This window comes from Xanthomonas sp. SHU 199 (genome assembly GCF_000364665.1).
Lineage (GTDB): Bacteria > Pseudomonadota > Gammaproteobacteria > Xanthomonadales > Xanthomonadaceae > Xanthomonas_A > Xanthomonas_A sontii.
The window spans coordinates 1-21799 of the sequence record NZ_AQOI01000300.1; the positions used below are offsets into that span (position 1 = coordinate 1).

At 69.6% G+C, this 21799-nt stretch carries 23 protein-coding genes; 9 read left to right on the forward strand and 14 right to left on the reverse strand.

What is annotated here, in order from left to right:
- Both D183_RS24485 and D183_RS0110885 read right to left on the reverse strand, forming a co-directional pair.
- A partial coding sequence (locus tag D183_RS24485; RefSeq protein ID WP_039727131.1) for an NAD-dependent epimerase/dehydratase family protein occupies positions 1 to 199 on the reverse strand: 199 nt, incomplete at its 3' end.
- Positions 196 to 420: a hypothetical protein gene (locus D183_RS0110885; RefSeq protein ID WP_017909012.1), complete on the reverse strand. Its 225-nt coding sequence runs from the start codon at positions 418 to 420 to the stop codon at positions 196 to 198. The genes D183_RS24485 and D183_RS0110885, both read right to left, overlap by 4 nt.
- A gap of 126 nt (positions 421 to 546) precedes the next feature.
- Here D183_RS0110885 and D183_RS0110890 point away from each other — a divergent pair, with 126 nt between their 5' ends.
- Positions 547 to 1647 carry a LysR family transcriptional regulator gene (locus D183_RS0110890; RefSeq protein ID WP_017909013.1) on the forward strand — a complete coding sequence of 367 codons (1101 nt, stop codon included), beginning with the start codon at positions 547 to 549 and terminating at the stop codon, positions 1645 to 1647.
- Between the two features lie 90 nt (positions 1648 to 1737).
- Here the strand turns inward: D183_RS0110890 and D183_RS0110895 are convergent, their stop codons facing one another.
- The 3 genes from D183_RS0110895 to D183_RS0110905 all read right to left on the reverse strand — a co-directional run bounded on the left by D183_RS0110895 (position 1738) and on the right by D183_RS0110905 (position 5509).
- Positions 1738 to 2442, reverse strand: coding sequence for an OmpA family protein (locus tag D183_RS0110895; protein ID WP_026143200.1), 705 nt, complete (start codon positions 2440 to 2442; stop codon positions 1738 to 1740).
- 94 nt (positions 2443 to 2536) lie between these two features.
- A complete protein-coding gene (locus tag D183_RS0110900) occupies positions 2537 to 3991 on the reverse strand; it encodes a WS/DGAT/MGAT family O-acyltransferase (protein WP_017909015.1) in 1455 nt (484 codons plus the stop codon).
- 96 nt (positions 3992 to 4087) lie between these two features.
- A complete protein-coding gene (locus D183_RS0110905; RefSeq protein WP_017909016.1) occupies positions 4088 to 5509 on the reverse strand; it encodes a cryptochrome/photolyase family protein in 1422 nt (473 codons plus the stop codon).
- 497 nt (positions 5510 to 6006) lie between these two features.
- Between D183_RS0110905 and D183_RS0110910 the strand changes: the two genes are divergently transcribed.
- Positions 6007 to 6519 (forward strand): hypothetical protein, encoded by a 513-nt coding sequence (locus D183_RS0110910; RefSeq protein ID WP_017909017.1) that lies wholly within the window; start codon positions 6007 to 6009, stop codon positions 6517 to 6519.
- A gap of 82 nt (positions 6520 to 6601) precedes the next feature.
- On the opposite strand, the gene D183_RS0110915 is transcribed toward D183_RS0110910, so the two are convergent.
- From D183_RS0110915 to D183_RS0110940, 6 genes are all read right to left on the reverse strand, one after another.
- On the reverse strand, positions 6602 to 8020 hold the full coding sequence (locus tag D183_RS0110915; protein WP_017909018.1) for a replicative DNA helicase: 1419 nt from the start codon (positions 8018 to 8020) through the stop codon (positions 6602 to 6604).
- A 263-nt stretch (positions 8021 to 8283) separates the two neighbouring features.
- Positions 8284 to 8838 carry an NADPH-dependent FMN reductase gene (locus D183_RS0110920; RefSeq protein WP_017909019.1) on the reverse strand — a complete coding sequence of 185 codons (555 nt, stop codon included), beginning with the start codon at positions 8836 to 8838 and terminating at the stop codon, positions 8284 to 8286.
- A gap of 52 nt (positions 8839 to 8890) precedes the next feature.
- Positions 8891 to 9568, reverse strand: coding sequence for a glutathione S-transferase family protein (locus D183_RS0110925; RefSeq protein ID WP_017909020.1), 678 nt, complete (start codon positions 9566 to 9568; stop codon positions 8891 to 8893).
- Between the two features lie 37 nt (positions 9569 to 9605).
- On the reverse strand, positions 9606 to 10145 hold the full coding sequence (locus D183_RS0110930; RefSeq protein ID WP_017909021.1) for a GNAT family N-acetyltransferase: 540 nt from the start codon (positions 10143 to 10145) through the stop codon (positions 9606 to 9608).
- Between the two features lie 48 nt (positions 10146 to 10193).
- Positions 10194 to 11357 (reverse strand): acyl-CoA dehydrogenase family protein, encoded by a 1164-nt coding sequence (locus tag D183_RS0110935; RefSeq protein WP_039727137.1) that lies wholly within the window; start codon positions 11355 to 11357, stop codon positions 10194 to 10196.
- A 112-nt stretch (positions 11358 to 11469) separates the two neighbouring features.
- Complete coding sequence (locus D183_RS0110940; protein ID WP_026144377.1) at positions 11470 to 12285, reverse strand: glycine zipper 2TM domain-containing protein; 816 nt, start codon at positions 12283 to 12285, stop codon at positions 11470 to 11472.
- Between the two features lie 173 nt (positions 12286 to 12458).
- Between D183_RS0110940 and D183_RS0110945 the strand changes: the two genes are divergently transcribed.
- The 3 genes from D183_RS0110945 (at position 12459) to D183_RS0110955 (ending at position 15406) form a co-directional block, all read left to right on the forward strand.
- Positions 12459 to 12695 carry a DUF6116 family protein gene (locus tag D183_RS0110945; protein ID WP_017909024.1) on the forward strand — a complete coding sequence of 79 codons (237 nt, stop codon included), beginning with the start codon at positions 12459 to 12461 and terminating at the stop codon, positions 12693 to 12695.
- A gap of 6 nt (positions 12696 to 12701) precedes the next feature.
- Positions 12702 to 13496 (forward strand): TatD family hydrolase, encoded by a 795-nt coding sequence (locus D183_RS0110950; RefSeq protein ID WP_026143202.1) that lies wholly within the window; start codon positions 12702 to 12704, stop codon positions 13494 to 13496.
- A gap of 473 nt (positions 13497 to 13969) precedes the next feature.
- On the forward strand, positions 13970 to 15406 hold the full coding sequence (locus tag D183_RS0110955) for a putative bifunctional diguanylate cyclase/phosphodiesterase (protein ID WP_017909026.1): 1437 nt from the start codon (positions 13970 to 13972) through the stop codon (positions 15404 to 15406).
- On the opposite strand, the gene D183_RS0110960 is transcribed toward D183_RS0110955, so the two are convergent.
- Positions 15403 to 16215 (reverse strand): tRNA threonylcarbamoyladenosine dehydratase, encoded by an 813-nt coding sequence (locus D183_RS0110960; RefSeq protein WP_017909027.1) that lies wholly within the window; start codon positions 16213 to 16215, stop codon positions 15403 to 15405. The genes D183_RS0110955 and D183_RS0110960 overlap by 4 nt on opposite strands.
- 139 nt (positions 16216 to 16354) lie before the next feature.
- On the opposite strand from D183_RS0110960, the gene D183_RS0110965 reads away from it, so the two are divergent.
- Together D183_RS0110965 and D183_RS0110970 are read left to right on the forward strand one after the other, a co-directional pair.
- The gene (locus D183_RS0110965; protein ID WP_017909028.1) at positions 16355 to 16789 is read left to right on the forward strand and encodes a hypothetical protein; all 435 of its coding nucleotides are present in this window, start codon (positions 16355 to 16357) and stop codon (positions 16787 to 16789) included.
- Between the two features lie 251 nt (positions 16790 to 17040).
- Entirely contained in the window at positions 17041 to 17523 is a 483-nt protein-coding gene (locus D183_RS0110970) for a glycine zipper 2TM domain-containing protein (RefSeq protein WP_017909029.1), read from the forward strand.
- An 85-nt stretch (positions 17524 to 17608) separates the two neighbouring features.
- Here the strand turns inward: D183_RS0110970 and D183_RS0110975 are convergent, their stop codons facing one another.
- Positions 17609 to 17827 carry a cold-shock protein gene (locus D183_RS0110975; RefSeq protein ID WP_017909030.1) on the reverse strand — a complete coding sequence of 73 codons (219 nt, stop codon included), beginning with the start codon at positions 17825 to 17827 and terminating at the stop codon, positions 17609 to 17611.
- Between the two features lie 239 nt (positions 17828 to 18066).
- Here D183_RS0110975 and D183_RS0110980 point away from each other — a divergent pair, with 239 nt between their 5' ends.
- Together D183_RS0110980 and D183_RS0110985 are read left to right on the forward strand one after the other, a co-directional pair.
- Positions 18067 to 18552, forward strand: a complete 486-nt coding sequence (locus D183_RS0110980; protein WP_026144378.1) for a DUF456 domain-containing protein — start codon at positions 18067 to 18069, stop codon at positions 18550 to 18552.
- A 142-nt stretch (positions 18553 to 18694) separates the two neighbouring features.
- Positions 18695 to 19846, forward strand: coding sequence for a phospholipase A (locus D183_RS0110985; protein ID WP_026143478.1), 1152 nt, complete (start codon positions 18695 to 18697; stop codon positions 19844 to 19846).
- 58 nt (positions 19847 to 19904) lie between these two features.
- Here D183_RS0110985 and D183_RS0110990 read toward each other — a convergent pair.
- A partial coding sequence (locus D183_RS0110990; RefSeq protein ID WP_017909033.1) for a TonB-dependent copper receptor occupies positions 19905 to 21799 on the reverse strand: 1895 nt, incomplete at its 5' end.

Genomic DNA, 21799 nt, shown 5'->3' on the forward strand with positions numbered 1-21799 from the left:
TGTCGGTGGCGACCGAGCCGCACAGCACGTCCAGCGCGGGTTCGTCGCGGTGGCGATCGCGCAGCGCGGCCAGGCGGGCGCGGTCGCGCGCCACCGCCAGCACCGGGCTGCCCGCCTCCAGCAACGCCTGGACTACGCCCTGCCCGACCGTGCCGCTGCCCCCGAGGACCAGGACTTCGGCGGCCAACGTCCCGCTCACGGGACTTTTCCTCCCGCGGACGGGACAATCGCGATCCGCCCCAGCCCGTCGGTGCCGGACGCGCCCAGGCGCAGGCTGCTGCCGCCCTGCCGCCGCGGCGGCGGCGTGAACTCGCGAAACGCCCTCGGGTAAAGGGATTGCGCCGTCGCCACCGGCGCGAAACGGCGCCGCAGCTGGCGATCGGGGCAGGCGAAAAACTGGAACAGCGTGCGCATCGACATGGGCAAAGCTCGTCGGTGATGGCGAATGCGGACAAATTAGGCGCCAAAGCCGCACTTGATTAGTCCGAATTAAGGGGAATAATCGTCCCGCTATCGGTCCAATCGTCTCCACCTCAAGGAACCGCCATGAGCCACGATCTGAACGACACCCTGATCTTCGTCAAGGTGGTCGAGCAAGGCAGCTTCATCGCCGCGGCCAATGCCCTCGGCCTGCCCAAGACCACCGTCAGCCGCAAGGTGCAGGACCTGGAGGCGCGGCTGGGCGCGCGCCTGCTGCACCGGACCACGCGCCGGCTCGGGCTGACCGAGGCCGGCGCGGTCTACCACGAGCATTGCCAGCGCATCGCCCGCGAACTGGAGGAAGCCGAGAGCGCGGTGGGCCAGTTGCAGGCCGGCCCGCGCGGCTGGCTGCGCTTCAGCGTGCCCTATTCGGCCGGCATCTCCTGGGTGGCGCCGATCCTGGGCGAATTCCACCGCCAGCACCCGGAAGTGCGCCTGGAGATGATCATGACCAGCGACAAGGTCGACCCGATCGCCGAAGGCGTGGACGTGGCCCTGCACATGGGCACGCTGCCGGATTCGACCATGGTCGCGCGCAAGCTCGCCACCTTCCGCACCCAGGTCTTCGCCAGCCCGTATTACATCGAGCGCCATGGCGAACCGCTGCATCCGGACGATCTGCAGCACCACCGCACGCTGGCGCTGAGCAACGGCCGCGGCGGCGGCAACCGGCTGTGCTGGCCGCTGCGCAACGGCAAGCAGAGCGGCGAATTCCTGGTCCAGCCGATCCTGCTGGCCAACGATTCGGCGGCGCTGATCGGCGGCCTGGTCTGCGGCGAAGGCCTGGTGCTGGCCAGCGACGCGACGATCAAGCCGCTGATCGAGGCCGGCAAGGCGCGGCGCGTGCTAGGCGGCTGGGTCGGGCCGGACCTGGACTTCAACGCGGTGTTCCCGGGCGGGCGCATGCTCTCGCCGAAGGTGCGCGCCTTCGTCGACTTCCTGGTCGACAAGCTCAACTTCGACGTCAGCTACATGATGGCGCAGTGCCCGGCCAAGCTGGCCACGCAGCAGGCCGAGGACGGCGCGGAGTTCACCCTGTGCAGCGGCGTGGCGATGAACACGCAGTCGCTGGCCAGCCTGCCGCGCGTCGCAGCCACACCGGCGCCGGTGCCGGCGGCGCCGCTGGAGACGGAAGCCGAGGACGAAGAGGACGCGGCACTGGTCTGAGCCGCGCCGCGCACAACGCGTCGCAGCAGCGGCGCAAAAACGCGAACGGGCCGCAGTGCGGCCCGTTCGTCGTTGCGGTCGGCGGATCGGTCAGCCGGCCGAGGCGCGCAGCGGCACCACGCGGATCTCCACGCGGCGGTTCTGCGCGCGACCGGCCTCGGTGCTGTTGTCGGCGATCGGGTACTTCTTGCCCGCGCCCAGGGTCTGGATGCGCTCGGGCTGCACGCCCTGCGCGGTCAGGTAAGCGGCCACCGAGGACGCGCGCTGTTCGGACAGACGCTGGTTGACCGCATCGCTGCCGATGCTGTCGGTGTGGCCGACCACCTCGATCATGGTCTGGTTGTATTCGCCCAGGGTCTGGGCCACGCCGTTGAGCGCCGAATAGAACTGCGGCTTGAGCGTGGACTGGTTGAAGTCGAAGGTGATGCCGTCGGGCAGGTTGAGGGTGATGTTGTCGCCGTCGCGGCGCACGTCGATACCGGTGTTGGCGGTGCGCTCGCGCAGCGCGCGTTCCTGCCGATCCTGGTAGTTGCCGATCGCCGCGCCGCTGAGCGCGCCGATGCCGGCGCCGATCATCGCGTGCTGGCGGCGCTCGGTGGCGCTGCTGCCGCTGAGCAGGCCGGCGGCCACGCCGACCGCGGTGCCGATCAGCGCGCCGCGGCCGGTGCGGTTCTGCTGCTCGGTGGGATTGCCGTACTGGTCGCGCTGCACGTAGGAGCCGCCGGTGGCGCAAGCGGACAGCACCAGCGCACTGGCCAGGGCCACGGACACGCCGCGAAGGGTGGTCGTTTTCATCATGTTCTCTCCGAACCTGGTTTGACGTGGCCGCAGCATAAACAGGGCCACGCGAGGCGCGGATGAACGCAGCCCGGCGCGCGATGCGCCCGGTTCAGGAAGACGGCAGCAGGTCTTCGGCGTCGGCCGCGCGCAGCGGCTGCTCCCAATCGCCCATCAGCGCCAGGTACAGCAGCTTTTCGAACTCGGCGCCGACCCGCCGCATCACCGCGTCCGGATCGGGAATCAGCCGCGCATCGCCGATCAGGCCGAAGTGCACGCGGTGGTTGTAGCTCATGATCGACACGCCGACGCCGATCGAGCCGGTCTGCGGCACCCAGAACATCATCTCGCGCACGCGGCTGCCGGCCAGGTACAGCGGCTGCTGCGGCCCCGGCACATTGGTCGCCACGGTGGTGGCCTTGCGGCTGAACAGGTCCAGCGCCGCCGACTGCAGCGCCGCCGGCGCCATGCCCACCGCCGCGAGCAGGCCGAACACCACCATCGCCTGCCGCGACTGCTTGAGCTGCTGCATCGACTCGGCCACGCACTGCAGGCGCCGCACCGGGTTGGCCTCGCCCACCGGCAGGTCCAGGAACACCAGGCCGAAGTGGTTGCCGAGCTTGCGCGCGTGCTCCAGCGGGCGCAGGTTGACCGGCACGGTGGCGCGCAGGGTCACCCCGTCCAGGCGTTCGCCGCGTTCGAGCATGTAGTCGCGCAAGGCGCCGGCCATGGTCGCCATCAGCACGTCGTTGACCGTGCAGTCGCAGGCGCGGCCCACCGCCTTGACCTCGTCCAGGTCCAGCGGCTCGGCCCAGGCCACGCGCTTGCTGACGCCGAGGCGGCCGCGCAGCAGCGTCGGCGGATCGTCGGCCAGCAGCAGCGCATTGACCAGTTCGCGGCCGATCAGCCCGCCTTCGCGCGCCAGCATCTGCGGCAGGTTCGGGTCCTGCGCCATCGCCCGGCCCTTGTCGAGCATGCGCCCGCCGAGCTTGAGGTAGCGGTCCACCGCGCCGACCCGGCGCACCACCTCCTTGCCGTCGTCCTTGAGCCAGGCGCGCCCGAGCTGCGCCGACGGCTCCGGGGTGCGCTGGGTATCGGTCAGCGACAGCAGCACCTGCACCAGCGCGATGCCGTCGGCATAGCTGTGGTGGATGCGCGCCACCAGCGCCGAGCCGCCTTCGTAGCGCTCGATCAGGTGGAACTGCCACAGCGGCTTGGTCTTGTCCAAGGGCGTGGAGGCCATCTGCCCGGCGAAGCGCTCCAGCGCCTTCTTCTGCCCGCGCCCGGGCAAGGCCGACAGGCGCACGTGCCAGTCCAGATCGAAATCGTCGTCGCGCTGCCAGTAGGCGCCGGTGGCGGTCTCCACCGGCTTCTGCAGGAACCGCGGGAAGGCCAGGAAGCGCTTGCGCACCAGTTGTTTGAGCGCAGGCAGGGTCAGCGGCTCGTCGAACATCAGCACGCCGGTGATCATCATCGGATTGGTCGGCCGGTCCATCCGCAACCAGGCGGTGTCCACGCGCGACATCGGTTCGCGCTGCGGCTTGCGGCGAGCTGAGCTGGTGGCCATGCGGGCTCCTGTCCGAGCCCGGAGTGAATCATGGCCCCGCGAAGGGCGTCAATCGCGCCTGCGGCCGTGCTGCGCCGCGCAACACCGCGCCCGTGCTCAGCCGGCGGCGGTCTCGCGATAGGCGGCCAGCGCCGCATCGCGGCCGGCGGCCAGGTCCACGATCGGCTGCCGCGGATACTGCGGGGCGGCGTGCGCCAGCCGCTGCGGCGCCTGCCAGGGCGCAAAGCGGTCGGCCACCGGCAGCGCCGCCAGTTCCGGCACCCAACGCGCGATGTACTCGCCCTTCGGATCGAACTTCTGCGCCTGGGTCACCGGATTGAACACGCGGAAATACGGTGCGGCGTCGGCGCCGGTGCCGGCCACCCACTGCCAGCCCAGGGTGTTGTTGGCCAGGTCGGCATCGACCAGGGTGTCCCAGAACCAGCGTGCGCCTTCGGACCAATGCACGCGCAGGTGCTTGCACAGGTAGCTGGCGACGATCATGCGCACGCGGTTGTGCATCCAGCCGGTGTGCCACAGCTCGCGCAGGCCGGCATCGACGATCGGCACGCCGGTGCGTCCGCGCTGCCAGGCGTGCAATGTCGCCGCATCGGGCTTGGCCCAGCGAAAGCGCTCGAAGCGCGGATTGAGGTTGCGCTCGGGCGTGTCCGGGAAATGGTGCAGCAGGTGGTGGGCGAAATCGCGCCAGCCGAGCTGGCGGATGTAGCCGTCGATCGCCGCGGCGGTGGCGGCGCGGCGCTGCCGTTCCAGCGTCGCGACGATGCGCCATGGCGCGATCTCGCCGAAATGCAGGTGCGGCGACAGCCGCGAGGTGCCGACCTGGTCGGGGCGGTCGCGGCCATCGAGATAGTCGCGCAGCGCGCCGTCGACGAACACGTCCAGCGCCTCGTGTGCGCCCGCCTCGCCCGGCTGCCAGACCTCCCAGAAGCCGCGGTCCCAGTCCAGCGCCGGCGCCAGGCCGAGTCGTTCCAGCGGCAGGCTGTCCAGATCCTTGGGCGGCGCTGGCAGCGTCTTCGGCGCGGCCTGCAACGCGGGCACCTGCCAATGGCTCAAGGCGCTGCGCCAGAACGGGGTGAACACCTTGTACGGGCCGCCCTGCTGCGTCGCCAGTTGCCAGGGTTCGAACAGCAGCGCGCTGTTGTGGCTGTGCACCTCCAGGCCCTGCTCGCGCAGTTCGCGCTTGAGCCGCGCATCGCGCGGCTGCGTGGCCGGCTCGTAGCGGCGGTTCCAGTACACCGCCACCGCGCCGCAGTCGGCGATCACCTGGCGCAAGGCGGTCTCGGCCGGGCCCTGGCGCAGGATCAGGCACGAACCGCGCGCACGCAGTTGCGCGTCCAGCGCCGCCAGCGAGCGCTGCAGCCAGCTGCGCGAAGCCGCGCCGGCGGCCCATGCGCCCTCGTCTTCCGGGCTGTGCAGGTACACCGGCACCGGCGTATGCCCGGCATCCAGAGCGGCCTGCAAGGCAGGTTGATCGTGCAGGCGCAGGTCGCGCCGGAACCAGACGATGGCGTAGCTCATGCGAAGGGACGCAGCGAAGGACGCGCCATGATACGGATCGGGTGCAGCGGCCAGGTGAGCATGCGAAACGCCCGTACCCGCTTCGACGCTGCCGATGCTGCTGCGCGAGTGCCGTGCTGACCGGATTTCGTAGACATCGCCACACGCCGCGCGCGTGCACCTCATCCTCCCTGCTATAACGCCGTGGCGGGCGCCGTCATGTCGAAACGGCGCCGCGACCGCTGCTGATGGATGACGTTCCGGGGAAGGACGTCATTCGTGCTTTCGCTGCACCGCGCACGACATGGCCACGGCCGTCTCGCGCGCACGGGGGGAACATCCGCCATCGCCTCTGCGATCTCACGGTCATCACGGCCGGCGAGCGCGGTTGCGTGCGCCCCGAACCGCCCGCGCCCGGACCTGCATCGACAGGGCCGCGACGCGCTGCGGGCAGCCAACGGCGCAGCACGGCCACGCCCATCGCCGACATCCGCAATGATTTCAGGAGAGCAAGACCCATGGACAAGCGCATCGCAAAAGCCGCCCTCACCCTCGCACTGAGCCTCGCCGCCCCGCTGGCGATGGCGTGCGAGCCCGAACCCGGGCTGCAGCAGAACGAAGTCTTGCAAGGCGACGCCGAAGCGTCGTGTGGCGGCGGCGGTGGCGGCGGCAGCACGCCGGTCTACACACTGCAGGGGGTGATCCAGAACCAGGGCTACGAGTCCGACGGACGTCCGGCCGGCGGCAAGCGCCTGAAGATCCGCGCGTACTCGCGCTTCGCCAACGCCAACAACGACCGCGTCGATGCCAACTACATCAACGTGCGCTGCAACGCCTACGACCAGATCGGCAACGGCTACACCACCGACTACGACGAGGAAGGCAACGGCGCGCTGGTCGACGTGCACTTCAAGTCGAACTTCGTCTACGGCATCTATCGCAAGATCACCGTGGTCTGCACCCACCACGCCGAGTACGGCGCCAACACCTACGACGCCACCAGCAACGCCGAGATCGAGATTCCCTACTGATCGCTGCGTCGCGTCCTCACGCCGGCGCCCGGAACGTACCGGGCGCCGCACTCGCAAGATGATGTGCGCGTAGCGCGCAGGCTTACTCGAACGCGCCCACCGAGTCGTGGGCGAGATTGTCGAAGCGGGTGTATTCGCCGAAGAACTTGAGCTTGCACGACCCGGTCGGGCCGCCGCGGTGCTTGCCGATGATGATTTCGGCCAGGCCCTTGTCCGGCGAATTTTCCTTGTTGTAGTAGTCGTCGCGGTAGATGAACACGATCATGTCCGCGTCCTGCTCGATCGCGCCCGATTCGCGCAGGTCGGCCATCACCGGACGCTTGTCGGTGCGGGTTTCCAGCGAGCGGTTGAGCTGCGACAACGCGATCACCGGCACCCCCAGCTCCTTGGCCAGGCCCTTGAGCGAGCGCGAGATCTCCGAGATCTCGGTGGCGCGGTTCTCGCTGTTGCCGGGCACCGACATCAGCTGCAGGTAGTCGATCACGATCAGGCCCAGGTCGTGCTCGCGCTTGAGCCGGCGCGCCTTGGAGCGCAGCACTTCCGGCGACACGCCCGGCGTGTCGTCGATGAAGATCTTGGTCTCCTTGAGCATCTTGATCGCGCCGGTGACCCGAGCCCAGTCCTCGTCCTCGAGCTGGCCGGTGCGCAGGCGCTGCGCGTTGATGCGGCCGTTGGAGGAGATCAGGCGCATCGCCAGCTGCGAGGCGGACATTTCCATCGAGAACACCGCCACCGCCTTCTTCGACTTGATCGCCGCGTACTCGGCGATGTTCAGCGCGAAGGTGGTCTTGCCCATCGCCGGACGCGCGGCGAGGATGATCAGGTCGGTCGGCTGCAGGCCGGCGGTCATCGCGTCGAAGTCGTTGTAGCCGGTCGGCAGGCCGGTGATGTTGCCGCCGTTCTCGAAGCGGTTGCGCAGTTCCTCGAACGCGTCCTTCAACGCGCCGGGCATCGCCACGAAGTCGCTGCGCCCGCGCGCGCCGGCCTCGGCGATCTGAAACACCGCCTTTTCCGCCGACGCCAGCAGTTCCGAACTCTCGCGCCCTTCCGGCTGGAAGCCGTCGTTGACGATGGTGGTGCCGACCTCGATCAACTGCCGCAGCACCGCCTTGTCGCGGACGATCTCGGCGTAGGCGACGATGTTGGCGGCCGAGGGCGTGGTGCTGGCCAGTTCGATCAGGTAGGCGCCGTCGCCGACCATCTCCAGCTTGCCCTGCGATTCGAACCACTCGCCCAGGGTCACCGCGTCGAACGGGCGTCCCTTCTCGGCCAGCTCGCGGATCGCGCGGTAGATCAACTGGTGATCGCGCCGGTAGAAATCGTTCTCGGTGAGCTGGTCGTTGACCCGATCGTAGGCGTCCGGCGCGAGCATCAGGCCGCCGAGCACGGCCTGTTCGGCCTCGATCGAGTGCGGCGGCACGCGCAACTGGTCGAGACGCGGCTCGCTGCGTTCGCTGCGCTCGCTTTTGCGATCGCCGCGGTAGCCGGGACGGGCGGACATAGACTGGGTCTTCTCTGTGGGGCGCGGGCGCCGGGCGCGGCCTTACCGCGGCCCGGGCGCCGATTTTAGTCGCCGCGCCCGGCCGGGGCTAGGGCGACGCTCGACACAGGGCGCCTGCCTGAGCGGGGGCACCTGCATCGTCCCGCCTCGCCAGAGGCTGGGGACAAGTCTGGGGACAAGCGGTTGAGAACCTCGCCGAGACCGCGTCGCACAAGGCCCGCCCTGCCCCATCCGCGCACCACGGCACGCGCCGCGGTGGCGCTTCAGGCCTGCAGTTCGTCGATCCAGGCGATGAACTTGTCGACGAAGCCGGCGAGGAACTTGCGCGTGCGCTCGTCGTCGATCGCGCCGTCCTCGGCGATCAGGCCCTCCTTGAACTGCAGAAAGATCTCCGGCTGCCCCAGCACCGGCATGTCCAGGTAAGCCAGCACGTTGCGCAGGTGCTGTTGCGCCAGAGCGGTGCCGATCGCCCCGGGCGACGTGCCGCACACCGCGGCCGGCTTGCCGGCGAAGGCGCTCTCGCCGTACGGCCGCGAGCCCAGGTCGATGGCGTTCTTGAGCACACCGGGGATGGAACGGTTGTATTCGGGGGTGACGAACAGCACCGCGTCGGCGCCGCTGACCTGCGTCTTCAGGCGCCGGCCCTGTGCCGGATAGTCGTGGTCGTGGTCCTGGTTGTACAGCGGCAGGTCGCCGATCTCGACGTACTCGAAACGGGCTCGGTCGCCCGCAAGTCGCTCCAGCGCGTGCGCCAGACGCCGGTTGAACGATTCCTTGCGCAGGCTGCCGACGAACACGGCGATGCGGTACTGGCTCATGGCGTTACTCCTGACCGAATGGACCTGCAGGCTAGCCGCCGGCGCGCGGCAGTCAGGTGAACGCCGTTGACGTCCCGGTCTGCGCCAAACGTGCCTGCACGTCCTCCGGCAGCGGCGGCAGCGCCACGAAACCCGGCGTCGCGCGCACCCGCTGCAGCCAGTCGCACAGCGCCGGATACTGGGTCAGCGCGATGCCGGCATCGCCGGCGCAATGCGTATAGGCGAACAACGCGATATCGGCGATGCCGTAGGCCGGCCCGGTGAACCAGGCCTGCGCCTGCAGGTGCTGCTCCATCACCGCCAGCGCCCGCAGCGCGCCCTCGCGCAGGCGCGGCAGTTCGGCACGGCGCGGCGAGTCGGGCGGCGTCCAGCCGCAGACGAAGCGCGCCACCGCCACGTAGGGTTCGTGGCTGTACTGCTCGAAGAACAGCCAGCTCAGCGCCTGCGCGCGCTGCCAGGGATCGGCGGGCAGATACCCGGTGCCCTCGGCCAACCAGCACAGGATGGCGTTGGATTCGGCCAGCACGCGCCCGTCCTCGCGTTCCAGCAGCGACACCTTGCCGTTGGGATTCTTGGCCAGGAACGCCGGGGTGCGGGTCTGGCCGTTGGCGCTGTCGACCTCGACCCAGCGGTAGCCGCAACCGAGCTGGTCCAGCAACAGCCGCACCTTGTAGCAATTGCCGGACAGCGCCATGCCGTACACGGTCAGGGGAAAACGTTCGGATGCCATGTGCTGCTCCTGTGTCGAATGCTGCCGTCGTCGTGGCTCAGCGCCGCGCCTGCCACTGCGCGCGCGACTGGCCCCACACTTCCACCTCGAACGCCTGCAGCGGCTCGGGCAGGCGGTCCTGGCGCAGGTAGCGCGAGCCTAGCTTGGCCGCCACCGCCTTGGAGTTGGCGTTGTCCGGCACGATGGTGTGGATCACCTCGGTCCAGCCCAATTGCGCGAACGCCCAGTCGATCGACGCCGCGGCCGCCTCCGGCGCATAGCCCTGGCCCCAGAACGCGCGGGCGATGCCCCAGCCGACCTCCGGACCCGGCCAGCCGTGCGGCTGCCAGGGACCGACCCGGCCGATCCACTGCCAGCTGCGCTTCTCGATCACCGAGAACATCGCAAAGCCCTGCAACTGCCAGCTGCCGACCAGCGAGGTCAGGCTGCGCCAGACCACCGATGGCGCCTGCACGCCGCCAAGGTGATGCATGGTCTCGGTGTCGGCGGAAAAGGCGCAGAACGCCGCGAAATCCTCGGCAGTGGGCGGGCGCAGCACCAGGCGCTCGGTTTCCACGCGCACATCGAAGACGCTCATCGTCGGTTCTCCTTTGAACAGGCCCGCAGCCGGCCGCGGGCGATGGCTTCAAAACGCATTGATGCCGGTCAGTTCGCGGCCGACCACCAGTTGGTGCACGGTCTCGGTGCCCTCGTAGGTGATCACCGATTCCAGGTTCAGCGCATGCCGGATCGCGCCATAGTCGGTGGTGATACCGGCGCCGCCGAGCAGGTCGCGGCATTCGCGGGCGATGTCCAGGGCCATGCGCACGTTGTTCCACTTGACCAGCGACACCTGCGCCGGCTGCAGCGTGCCGGCGTCCTTGAGCCGGCCCAGTTGCAGCGCCAGCAACTGCGCGCTGGCGATGCGCCGTGCCATGTCGGCCAGCTTGATCTGCGCGCTCTGCGTCGCCGCCAGCGGCCGCCCGAACAGCATGCGCTCACCGGCATAGGCCAGCGCCTCGCGCAGGCAGGCGATGGCCGCGCCGATCGCGCCCCAGCTGATGCCGTAGCGGGCCTGGGTCAGGCAGCCCAGCGGCCCCTTCAGACCGCGCACGCCGGGCAGGCGCTGGCTGTCGGGCAGGCGCACGTCGTCGAAGAACAGCGCCGAGGTCACCGAGGCGCGCAGGCTCATCTTGTGCGCGATGTCCTGGGTGCCGAAGCCCGGGGTGCCGGCCTCGACCAGGAAACCCTGGATGCCGTCGTCGGTCTGCGCCCACACGATCGCCACGTCGGCGATGCTGCCGTTGGTGATCCACATCTTGCTGCCGCTCAGGCGCCAACCGTCGCCGTCGCGCACCGCATGGGTCTGCATCGCCGCCGGGTCGGAGCCGCCCTGGGACTCGGTCAGGCCGAAGCAGCCGATCGCCGTGCCGGCGGCCATCGCCGGCAGCCAGCGCTGGCGTTGCGCGTCGCTGCCGTAGGCATGGATCGGGTACATGCACAGCGAGGACTGCACACTGACGAAGCTGCGCAGGCCGCTGTCGCCGCGCTCCAGTTCCTGGCAGATCAGGCCGTAGCAGACCGCGTTGAGGCCGCCACCGCCCTGCCCGGCGGGCAGGCTGGCGCCGAGCAGCCCGAGTTGCGCCAGTTCCGGCACCAGTTCGCGCGGGAACCGCGCTTGGTCGAAGGCGTCGCCGATCACCGGCAGCACCTTGGCGTCGACGAAGCGCGCCACCGCCTGCTGGATCGCGCGCTCCTCCTCGCTGAGCAGCGCGGCTACGTTGAACAGGTCGTCGCAAGGCAAGGGCATGGCGGTGTCCACGGCGAAAGCCGCATTGTATCGGCCCCGCCTGCGCCGCCGCCCTCAAATGGAAGAAGGCCGGCGCAAGCGCCGGCCTTCGGAGATGCAACCGCGCTGCGACTCAGCGCTGGCTGACGGTAGTGTCGCCGGCCGAGGCGGTCTGGGTGACCAGGCGGCCGTCCAGCACCGGCAGGCGGTCGCTGTTCGGGCGGTCGTCCATGCGCACGGTTTTTTCCTGGCCGTCGTAACGGTAGGTCACGTCGTAGCCCTTGACCACGTCCTGCGTGCCCATGGCGATGCGGCTGCCCGGCTTGCTGTCCATGCGCATGGTGCCGGTGGTGCCGTCGTCGTTGCGGTAGGTCACGTTGTAGCCGGTGATGGTCGAGGACTGCGCGGTGCTGTTCTCGGTGTGGCACTGGCGCTCGGTGCGGTCGACCACGCGGCCGCCGACATGGTTCTGGTCGATGCGGTTGCCGATGAAGCCACCGGCCACCGCGCCGGCCGCAGTCGCGGCCTTGCGGCCGTTGCCATGGCCGATCTGGTTGCCGAGCAGGCCGCCGACCACCGCACCGACCACGGTGCCGCCGACATTGCCGTCGCGCTCGGGCAGGCGCTCCTGCACCACCACGTCGTTGCACACCTGGCGTGGCGTGGTGGTGGTGGAGGTCTGGCGCAGCGGCTCGGTGCCGATCACCTCGGCGTAGCGCTGCTGCTTCTGGGTGATCGGGTCGACCCGGACCACGTCGGCGTACTCGAGCTTGCCGCCGACGCTGTTGTCCATCGCGCTGTCGCCGCGGGTATTGTCCAGGGCCGGGCGCACGTCGCCGCTGGCGACGTCCACTGGTTTGTCGCGATTGTTCATGAAGGCCGCGGTGGCGACGCCGCCGACCAGCAAGGCGCCAGCCGCGACCAGAACGGTTGTCGTAGTGCTTTTCATGTGTGCTCTCCTGCGGGCTGACCGCGTTGTCTACGGTGCTGTGATTACCATGCCGAAGCTGAACCGATCCGCTCCCTATTCAGTAACGCGGCGTACACGCAACTGGTAACGCCCCCGGAACGTCGCCATATCAAAGCTGTTAGCGTTTCCACCGCTGCCCAGGAGCACCTGACATGCCCAACCCGATCGTCTATCCGCTGCTGCGCTGGGCGGGCAAATTGCGCTACCCGACGCTGTTCAAGATCACCGCCGGGCTGTTCGTGCTGAGCGTGCTGCTGCCCGATCCGGTGCCCTTCATCGACGAGATCGTGTTCGGCCTGGGCACCCTGCTGCTGGCCAACTGGAAGACCCGCACCCCGGCGCCGGCCACCGAGCCGCTGAACTCGACCGCGCAACGCGCGCGCCGCTGAGCGCCGATGCCGTTGATCGACAGCCACTGCCACCTGGACGCGGAGGAGTTCGATCCGGACCGCGACGCGGTGATCGCGCGCGCGCAGGCGGCGGGCGTGCAGGCGCAGGTGGTGCCGGCGGTGACCGCGGCGTCCTGGGCGAAGCTGCGTGCGGTCTGCGCGGCCGCGCCCGGCCTGTATCCGGCGTATGGCCTGCATCCGCTGTTTCTGGCCGAGCACCGGCCCGAGCACCTGCCCTTGCTCGGCGAGTGGATCGAACGCGAGCGTCCCTGCGCGATCGGCGAATGCGGCCTGGACTTCTTCGTCGAAGGCTTGGACGAAGCCGAGCAGCAGCGCTACTTCGCTGGCCAGCTGCAACTGGCACGCGAGTTCGACCTGCCGGTGATCGTGCATGCGCGGCGCGCGGTGGACGCGGTGATCCTGGCAATCCGCAAGGTCGGGCGCCTGCGTGGCGTGGTGCACAGTTTCGCCGGCAGCGCCGAGCAGGCGGCACAGTTGCAGTCGCTGGATTTCCTGATCGGCCTGGGCGGGCCGGTCACCTACGCACGGGCGCAGCGCCTGCGCCGGCTCGCCGCCACGGTGCCGTTGCAACAGCTGCTGCTGGAAACCGATGCGCCGGACCAGCCCGATGCCGCGATCCGCGGCCAGCGCAACGAACCGGCGCGGCTGCGCACGGTGCTGGACACCATTGCCGCGCTGCGCGACGCACCTGCCGACTCCATCGCCGCGCAGACCACGGCCAATGCGCGGCGCTTGTTCGGCCTGCCCGACGTGCTTCCCGACGCAGCCGCGCCGGGCTGACGCAGGACTGTCCCGCAGACACAGCGCACACCGCTCGCCGGCGTAGCGGCGCCCCGCGCAAGCGCCGCTCGGCACACAGGCACGCTGGCCAACGCGCAGCTCCACGCTGCAGCAATCCGCGCGAACGTCGCTTGCCGCGCATCTTTCGTACGAAACTGTGAACTGGGCTACCGGATCACGGTCTTTCGACAGGGTTTCCGCCTGCTGGCTTCTGCTACTGTGCACCGCGCTGAACGGCGAGCGGATCTTTTGTCCGCCAGGCACCGGAGTGTGAACCCGTTCGCTCTCAGCAAAAGGCTCGGCGGCCGGCTCGATGGCACGCGTTCTGGCAGATCGGATCATCCTGGCGTGAAACAACCGGCAAGCCGTATCCCCTACCCGCTTCTCCACAGCGCGCGGCGCACGCGTGCGATCGCCTCCTCCGCGGCCGCCCCGGCGCGAGCGGAGCCATCGCGCATGCGAGCGCCACGACGATGAAAAGCGCCGCGAGTTCGGAGAAACACGTCTCCAACGGCGAAAGCTGGGTCTCCCTGAAATTCCGCGACAGCAATCGCAGCCGCAAGATGCGCAGCACCCTGACCCTGGCCGGGGTCTCGTGCACCACGCTCGGCGCCTTGTGGACCGTGTGCTACCTGTACTACGGCCGGCCGGAACTGGCGCTCGCCTTCGTCGGGCTCACGGCGGTCGGCCTGCTCGCGCTGTGCCGCCGCCGCCATTGCGACGAGGCCTCGTTGTCGCTGGTGGCGCATGGCGTGTTCGTGGTGGTGCTGGTGATCTCGTTCATCGATGCGCCGATCGGCACGGTGCCGCGCTCGGTGCACACCTTCTTCCTGCCGCTGGCGGCCGGCGCGCTGTTCGTGTTCGACCGCAGCCGCCGCTACCGCGCGCTGGTGTTCCCGCTGGCGTGCCTGGGCGCCTTCGTCGCGTTCGGTTCGGGCGAACTGGACTGGCTGGCGCCGGCGTCCTCGCCACCGCTGGGGATGCGCCGGCTCGGCGCGATCTCCAACATGGCCTGCGCGGCCGGCCTGCTCGCGGCGATCCTGCACATCTACCGCAACGACGTGAACGCGCGCATTTCGCTGGAGCGGGAACTGGCGCGCGCAGTCGGCAACGGCGAGATCGAGGTGCTGTACCAGCCGCAGGTGAGCGCGAACGGCAGCATGCTCGGCGCCGAGGCGCTGGTGCGCTGGCGCCATCCCAGCGGCAAGCTGCTGACCCCGGACAAATTCATCCCGCTGGCCGAAGAGAGCCAGCTGATCCGGGACGTGGGACTGGAAGTGCTGCGCCAGGCCTGCAGCACGCTGCGGCGCTGGTCGCACGAGCAGGATCTGCGTGCGCTGGTGGTCGCGGTGAACGTCAGCCCGGTGCAGTTGCTCGATCCCAACTTCGTGGCGTCGGTGAAGCAGGTGATCACCAGCGAGGGGGTGGCGCCGGCGTCGCTGGAATTCGAACTGACCGAATCGGCGCTGTACGTGGACACCGCCGGGGTGCGCGCCAAGATGCACGAACTCAAGGCGTTCGGCATCGGCTGGGCGCTGGACGATTTCGGCACCGGCTTCTCGTCGCTGGCCATGCTCAGGACGCTGCCGGTCACCAAGCTCAAGATCGACCGGCAGTTCGTCAACGACGCCAAGGCCGACGAGTCCTCGCGGCGCCTGCTGGCCAAGATCGTGGAGATCTCGGAGGTGATGGGCATGGTCGCGCTGGCCGAAGGCATCGAAGATGCGCAGCAGTGCGAGATGCTCTCGGCGATGGGTTGCCGGCACTTCCAGGGCTTCCTGTTCGGCCGGCCGCAGCCGGCGCACGACCTGGAACGGTTGGCCTTCCTGCAGGCCGGCACCGAGCGCAACCTGATGAGCGGCGCGGCCACGCGCGCCCCGGACGCGCCGCCGCCGTCCAGCGCGCGCTAGGCGGCCGCCGCCTCGCGCGCCACCGCGCGCTTCAACAGCATCTCCAGCGCCTTGCCGACCGCGGCGAAGGCGAACGCACCGGTGATGTGGGTGGCCGCGCCCAGCCCGGCGCCGCAGTCCAGATTCAAGGCCGCATCCGGCCCCAGCACCGGCCGCAGTCCGCAGACGCTGCCATCGGCCTGCGGATAGCGCACGTTCTCCAGCGAGTACACCGCCGGCACGCCGAAATAGCGCTGCGGGTTCTTGGGGAAATTGAACTCGCTACGCAGCTTCTTGCGGATCAGCGCCAGCATGGCGTCGTGCTCGGTGCGCGACACGTCGCGGATCCGCACCAGGGTCGGATCGGTGCGCCCGCCGGCCGAGCCCACGGTCAGCAGCGGCAGCTTGCGCCGCCGGCACCAGGCGATGGTCTCGACCTTGACCCGAAAGCTGTCGCAGGCATCGATCACCAGGTCGAAGCCGGCATCGAGCAAGTCGGCGATGTTGGTCGGGGTGAGGAAGGCCTCGACCGCCACCGCCTCGATCTGCGGATTGATCGCCACGCAGCGCTCGGCCATCGCCACCGCCTTGTTGCGCCCGTACTGACCGGCCAGTGCCGGCAGTTGCCGGTTGGTGTTGGACACGCAGATGTCGTCGGCGTCGATCAGGGTCAGATGCCCGACGGCCGAGCGCGCCAGCGCCTCGACCACCCACGAGCCGACCCCGCCCATGCCGACCACCGCCACCCGGCAGCGCGCCAGCCGCGCGATCGTGCCTTGCCCGTAGAGCCGGTCGATGCCGGCGAAGCGTTCGCGCCATTGTTCGTTCATCCGCGCATTTTAGGGGATTGCCTGGGGAGCCGGGATTGGGGACTGGGGACTGGGGATTCGCGGCGTGGCTTGGCGGCCCGCGCGCGACGCGTCGCCGCAGGCGTACCATCGGCACTCCATCCCGCTGCGCATGCCTGCCATGGCCAAGCCGCCCTCATCCCCGCCCGCCTCCACCTCACGCTATCTGTTCGTGCTGCTGGCCGGCCTGTTGCTCGGCCTGGTGCTGACGGTGATGGCGCTGCGCGCGGTGCAGGCGCGGCAGGATCCATTCCCGCGCAGCCTGATGCAGGTCATGGGCAAGCAACTGGCGCTGCTCGAACGCGACGCCGCGCACCGGCAATGCAGCGGCGCGGGTCCGCAGGCGCGGCTGCGCACGCTGCGCCTGCTCGGCGACGAACTGGGCACGGCGTTTCCCGACCTGGCCGACGACAGCCGCTTCCGCGAGCACGCCGATGCGCTGCGCGCCGGTGTGGACGCGGCGCTGGCACAGCCGCCGGCCGACTGCGCCGCGCTGGCGCAGGCGCGCCAGCAGATCGACGAACGCTGCGACGCCTGCCACCGCGATTTCCGCTGAGCGCCCGGCGAGAGCGGCGCCGAGCTTGCTGCCGGGGTTTCGCTAACGGACCGACGCAGGCCTCGCTGCGCTGGCGACGTGGCTTCAGCGCACATGTGCCAGTGCGCGTGTCGATGAATTGCCGCTGACGCGAGCCGGCGCGAGGCTGAACGGCCCCTGCCAGGGTTGGCGTTTCATTCACGCAGGGATGGACAGGATGCGTGCGAACGCGGCGCTGCCGCCGCGCTCCATCACTGTCGAGGAGAGCACCCATGAAGATTCAACTGATGGCCACCGCTGCCGTGGCGACCCTGGCGCTGGCAGGCTGCGCCACGTCCCCGGGCTATGGCGGCGGTTACGGCGGCGGCTACAGCCAGCCGGCGCGCGGCGGTTACACCCAGACTCGCTGCGTCGACTGCGGCATCGTCACCCGCATCGACACCGTACCGTCCGGCCGCACTGCGCCGTCGGCCACGGGCGCGATCCTGGGCGGCATCGTCGGCGCGGTCGCCGGCCACGAGATTTCCGACCACACCGGCGGCAGCAAGGGCAACCAGAACGTGTCGGCGGTGGCCGGCGCGGCGGCTGGCGCACTCGCCGGCAACCAGATCCAGAAGAACGTCACCAGCGACACCTACGACGTGCATGTGCAGATGGACGACGGCCGGGTGATCGTGGTCAACCAGCGCGACCTGGCCGGGGTGCGCGAGAACACCTACGTGCGCGTGGTGAACGGGCGCGTCGTGCCGCGCTGATCGGCCTCGCCGACCTGCCCCGAAACGCAAAAAGGCCCGCAGTGCGGGCCTTTTTGCTGCGCGCGACGCGGCGCGCGACAACGCCTCAGAGCGGCTGCACCGCGTCGGCCTGCAGGCCCTTCTGGCCCTGCACCACGGTGAAGCTGACCTTCTGGCCTTCCTTCAGGCTCTTGAAGCCCTGGGTCTGGATCGCCCGGAAGTGCACGAACACGTCCTCGCCGTTTTCGCGGCTGATGAAACCGAAACCCTTGGCATCGTTGAACCACTTCACGGTGCCGTTTTCGCGATTGCCAGTGCCGTTCATGATCGACTTACTCCTTGGAACACGTCTCAGGGGTGGGTACGCCGTGGGGTGCGGCGGCTGGTTGCAAGGAGGAAGCGAGGTATAACGATGTAGCGGATCGGTGGATCTACCGCATCAGGCCACGATTCACGGTGACCTTTGCAAACGCAGCGGCTGCAACTTACCCCGGTCAAAATGAAAATGCAATCAGCAAAAAGACCCCATCTGTCAACCCCCAAACCTCCCCCGCGGTGAGCCACGTGGACCCTGCATTCATCTATTACGTCTGTGCCGGTCTCCTGGTGCTGGTCGGGCTGGCAGGGGTGCTGCTGCCGGCCCTGCCCGGCACCCCGCTGATGTTCGCCGGGATGCTGCTGGCGGCCTGGGCCGACGGCTTCCAGCGGCTCGGCTGGCCGACGCTGACCGTGCTCGGCGTGCTCACCGCGCTGTCGCTGCTGGTCGACCTGCTGGCCACCGCGTTCGGTGCGCAGCGCGTCGGCGCCAGCCGCAAGGCGTTGTGGGGATCGGTGCTGGGCGGGATCGCCGGCATGTTCTTCATGCCGATCGGGCTGTTCGTCGGCCCCTTCGTCGGTGCCCTGGTCGGGGAGTACTGGCACGGCCGCGAACTGCGCCAGGCGACCCGCGTCGGCGTCGGCACCTGGCTGGGCATCGTCCTGGGTACCGCCGCCAAGCTCGGCCTGGCGCTGGCGATGCTCGCGGTGTTCGCGGTGGCCTGGCTGCTCTGACGCAGTACGCCTGAAGCCGGCGTCGCGGCGGCAGCATGAACGTGTGATGACCCTGTTGTCGTCACTTCCTGTATTTTCCCTGCCGGCCATTCACCCCGGCAGCGCACCACCCGCCCGCGCCGCCCGTTGCAGCGAGAACCGCATGTCCCATCGTCAGGTCCGTCCCCTGTTGCTGCTGTCGATCGCGGCCGTGCCGCTTGCGCACGCGCAGGAAGTCCTGCCCACCCCCGCCTCGCCGGAAGCCTGCGTGGCGATTTCCAGCGACGCCGCCCGCCTGGCCTGCTACGACCAGGCGTTGTCGCGCCGCACCGCCGATCCGCAGGCCGCCGATGCCGCGGCAAAGGCTGCCAGCGAACGCCAGAAGCAACAGCTGGACGCCAGCGTGCCGGAAGACGCCGGCGTCGCCGAGCGCACCCGCCAACGCGCCGCCGCGATCTTCAAGCAGGACCGCTACGACAGCACCATCGCCAATGCCGGCAAGGGCTCGCTGCTGGACAGCCGCTGGGAACTGGCCAAGGACTCCAAGCTGGGCACCTTCCAGCTGCGCGCCTACAAGCCGGTGTACCTGCTGCCGGCGTTCTGGACCAGCAAGAAGAACGAGCTGCCGTCCTCGCCGAACCCGGTCAACACGGTGACCACCGCCGAGCCGCTGGACAGCGTGGAGGCGAAGTTCCAGCTGAGCTTCAAGACCAAGATCGTGGAGAACATCTTCGGCGACAACGGCGACCTGTGGGGCGCGTATACCCAGAGCTCGCGCTGGCAGGTCTACAACGCGGAGCAGTCGCGGCCGTTCCGCGAGACCAACTACGAGCCGGAACTGATGCTGGTGTTCCGCAACAACTACAGCCTGTTCGGCTGGAAGGGACGGATGACCGGCATCCAGCTGACCCACCAGTCCAACGGCCGCAGCGATCCGCTGTCGCGCAGCTGGAACCGGGCGATGCTCAACATCGGTCTGGACCGCGACAACTGGGCGCTGGTGCTGCGCCCCTGGTACCGCATCCCGGAGAGCCGCAAGCAGGACAACAATCCGGACATCGAGGACTACATGGGCCGCGGCGACGCGACCCTGATCTACAACCGCAACGGCCACGAGGTGGCGCTGATGGCACGGCATTCGCTGCGCGGCGGCGACCGCTCGCACGGCGCGGTGCAGCTGGACTGGGGCTTCCCGATCAGCAACCTGCTGCGCGGCCATGTGCAGGTGTTCGACGGCTATGGCGAGAGCATGATCGACTACAACCACCGCGCCACCTACGTCGGCGTCGGCATCTCGCTGCTGGAATGGTTCTGATCGGCCACGGCTGAGCGGCGCACGCGACGCCCGCCTGGGCGTCGCGTGCGCCGGTCGCTCAGAACCGGTAGTTGCCCTTCAACCAGAGATTGCGGCCCGGTTCGGCGATGCGCACCGGGTCGGCCGGGAAGCCGAAATCGGCGCTGCCGGCCAGGTTGAGATGTTCGCTGTAGCGGCGGTCGAACACGTTGTCGATGCCGGCGCTCAGCCGCAGCCCCTCACTGACCCGGTAGCCGCCGCTCACCCCCAGCGTGGCAAAACCGGCGCTGCGGCCGAGGTCGCGGCCGACCACGTTGCCCTGGTCCAACGCCACCCGCCCCTGCCGCGCCACCGCGCGCAGCAGCGCCCCGGCCGACCAGCGCTGCCCTTCCCACTCCAGTCGCAGCCGCGATTCCAGCGGCGGCATCTGCGGCAAGGGCGTGCCGTCGCTGCGGTTCTCGCCCCAGGCGTAGGCCAGCGTGCCGCCGAGAGTCAGGCCGTGCAACGGCTGCCAATCCAGTCCCGCCTCGGCGCCGGCGATGCGCGCATCGACATTGTCGACGCGGGTGCTGGTGCCCATCATGCCGCCGTCGGCATAGGTGAAGAGGATGAAGTCCTGCACCCGCCCGGCGTAGGCGGAGACCCAACCCTGCACGGTCGCGCCGCGGTACTGCAGGCCGAGATCGAGCTGGGTGGTGCGTTCCGGGCGCAGCCCGGCGAAGGCGTTGGCCGCGCCCATCGGGCCCATGTCGGCAGAGAACAGCTCCCAGTAGTCCGGCATGCGTGCGCTGCGGCCGAGGCCGGCATACCAGACGGTGTCGGCCGAGAGGTTGCGCTCCACGCGCAGGAAACCGCTGCCCAGGTCTTCGCTGCGCGTCTGTCCGGCAGTGGGATTGGGCATGCCCATCATGCCGATGCTGCGCCGGGTGTCCTCGACCTGCGCGCGATCCAGGCGCAGGCCGGCGATCCAGCGCTGCGCCGTGCCGGCGCCGAAGGTCGCCTCGGCGAACGCGCCAAGATTGTCGAACCGCGCGTCGGTGCGCCACGGCACGGTCCGGTATGCGCCCTCGCCGCTGGCGCTGCGGTCGCGGTGGCGGCTTTGCTGGGTGTCGACGCCGGCCTGGACCACGACCTGCTCCCAGCGCCACTCCGATTCCACGCGCCCGCCGCGGGTGCGCCGGTCCACGTTGGCGGCCATCGGCATCGGCATCGCCGACTGCGGGTTGGGCCGGCGCAACGTGTAGTTGTCCATGACGTGGTCGGCATCGTTGACGTAGGCGTTGGCGCGCAGCGCTTCCCAGGCGCCGGGCAGGTCGGTGCGCTCGAAGCGCGCGGCGTAGCTGGTGCGACGGAACTGGGTGCCGTCCATGCTGCGCCCGGCGTAGCGGGCCAGGCCGTCGCCGCTGCCGGCGGAGAGTTCCAGCACGGTGTCCGGGTCCGGAGTCCAGCCGACCGCGGCGTCGGCATTCCACTTGCGCCAGCGCGACGGCACCACTGCGCCGTCGCCGTCGCGGTAGTCGCCGGCCTCGGAGCGGTTGGCGTCCACGCGGGCGTAGCCGCTGCGGTTGCCGCCGCGCAGGTCCAGGTTCTGGTCGTTGCGGTTCCAAGACCCGACCAGCGCGCTGGCCTCGCCTTCCAGCGTCGGCGCCGCGTAATGCGGGGTGTCGCGCTCGAAGCGCACGGTGCCGGCGGAGGCGCCGGGCCCCCAGCGCACGGTCTGCGGGCCCTTGACGATGGTGAGCCGGTCGAAAGTCTCCGGCGCGATGTAGGACAAGGCGTTGTCCATCCGCGCCGGGCACGCGCCGACCAGGGTGCCGTCGTTGCTGAGCACGTTGAGCCGCGAGCCGAACATGCCGCGCAGGACCGGATCGCCGTTGGTGCCGCCGTTGCGGATCGCGGCGAAGCCCGGCACGGTCTTCAGATAGTCGGCGCCGTCGCTGGCCGGCACCGGCTGCCGCGGCAGCTTCGGATCGA

Bases quoted from the DNA above. Each gene is read 5' to 3' on its own strand.
- D183_RS0110885 (WP_017909012.1), bottom strand. From the start codon at position 420: ATGTCGATGCGCACGCTGTTCCAGTTTTTCGCCTGCCCCGATCGCCAG.
- D183_RS0110890 (WP_017909013.1), top strand. From the start codon at position 547: ATGAGCCACGATCTGAACGACACCCTGATCTTCGTCAAGGTGGTCGAG.
- D183_RS0110895 (WP_026143200.1), bottom strand. From the start codon at position 2,442: ATGAAAACGACCACCCTTCGCGGCGTGTCCGTGGCCCTGGCCAGTGCG.
- D183_RS0110900 (WP_017909015.1), bottom strand. From the start codon at position 3,991: ATGGCCACCAGCTCAGCTCGCCGCAAGCCGCAGCGCGAACCGATGTCG.
- D183_RS0110905 (WP_017909016.1), bottom strand. From the start codon at position 5,509: ATGAGCTACGCCATCGTCTGGTTCCGGCGCGACCTGCGCCTGCACGAT.
- D183_RS0110910 (WP_017909017.1), top strand. From the start codon at position 6,007: ATGGACAAGCGCATCGCAAAAGCCGCCCTCACCCTCGCACTGAGCCTC.
- D183_RS0110915 (WP_017909018.1), bottom strand. From the start codon at position 8,020: ATGTCCGCCCGTCCCGGCTACCGCGGCGATCGCAAAAGCGAGCGCAGC.
- D183_RS0110920 (WP_017909019.1), bottom strand. From the start codon at position 8,838: ATGAGCCAGTACCGCATCGCCGTGTTCGTCGGCAGCCTGCGCAAGGAA.
- D183_RS0110925 (WP_017909020.1), bottom strand. From the start codon at position 9,568: ATGGCATCCGAACGTTTTCCCCTGACCGTGTACGGCATGGCGCTGTCC.
- D183_RS0110930 (WP_017909021.1), bottom strand. From the start codon at position 10,145: ATGAGCGTCTTCGATGTGCGCGTGGAAACCGAGCGCCTGGTGCTGCGC.
- D183_RS0110935 (WP_039727137.1), bottom strand. From the start codon at position 11,357: ATGCCCTTGCCTTGCGACGACCTGTTCAACGTAGCCGCGCTGCTCAGC.
- D183_RS0110940 (WP_026144377.1), bottom strand. From the start codon at position 12,285: ATGAAAAGCACTACGACAACCGTTCTGGTCGCGGCTGGCGCCTTGCTG.
- D183_RS0110945 (WP_017909024.1), top strand. From the start codon at position 12,459: ATGCCCAACCCGATCGTCTATCCGCTGCTGCGCTGGGCGGGCAAATTG.
- D183_RS0110950 (WP_026143202.1), top strand. From the start codon at position 12,702: ATGCCGTTGATCGACAGCCACTGCCACCTGGACGCGGAGGAGTTCGAT.
- D183_RS0110955 (WP_017909026.1), top strand. From the start codon at position 13,970: ATGAAAAGCGCCGCGAGTTCGGAGAAACACGTCTCCAACGGCGAAAGC.
- D183_RS0110960 (WP_017909027.1), bottom strand. From the start codon at position 16,215: ATGAACGAACAATGGCGCGAACGCTTCGCCGGCATCGACCGGCTCTAC.
- D183_RS0110965 (WP_017909028.1), top strand. From the start codon at position 16,355: ATGGCCAAGCCGCCCTCATCCCCGCCCGCCTCCACCTCACGCTATCTG.
- D183_RS0110970 (WP_017909029.1), top strand. From the start codon at position 17,041: ATGAAGATTCAACTGATGGCCACCGCTGCCGTGGCGACCCTGGCGCTG.
- D183_RS0110975 (WP_017909030.1), bottom strand. From the start codon at position 17,827: ATGAACGGCACTGGCAATCGCGAAAACGGCACCGTGAAGTGGTTCAAC.
- D183_RS0110985 (WP_026143478.1), top strand. From the start codon at position 18,695: ATGTCCCATCGTCAGGTCCGTCCCCTGTTGCTGCTGTCGATCGCGGCC.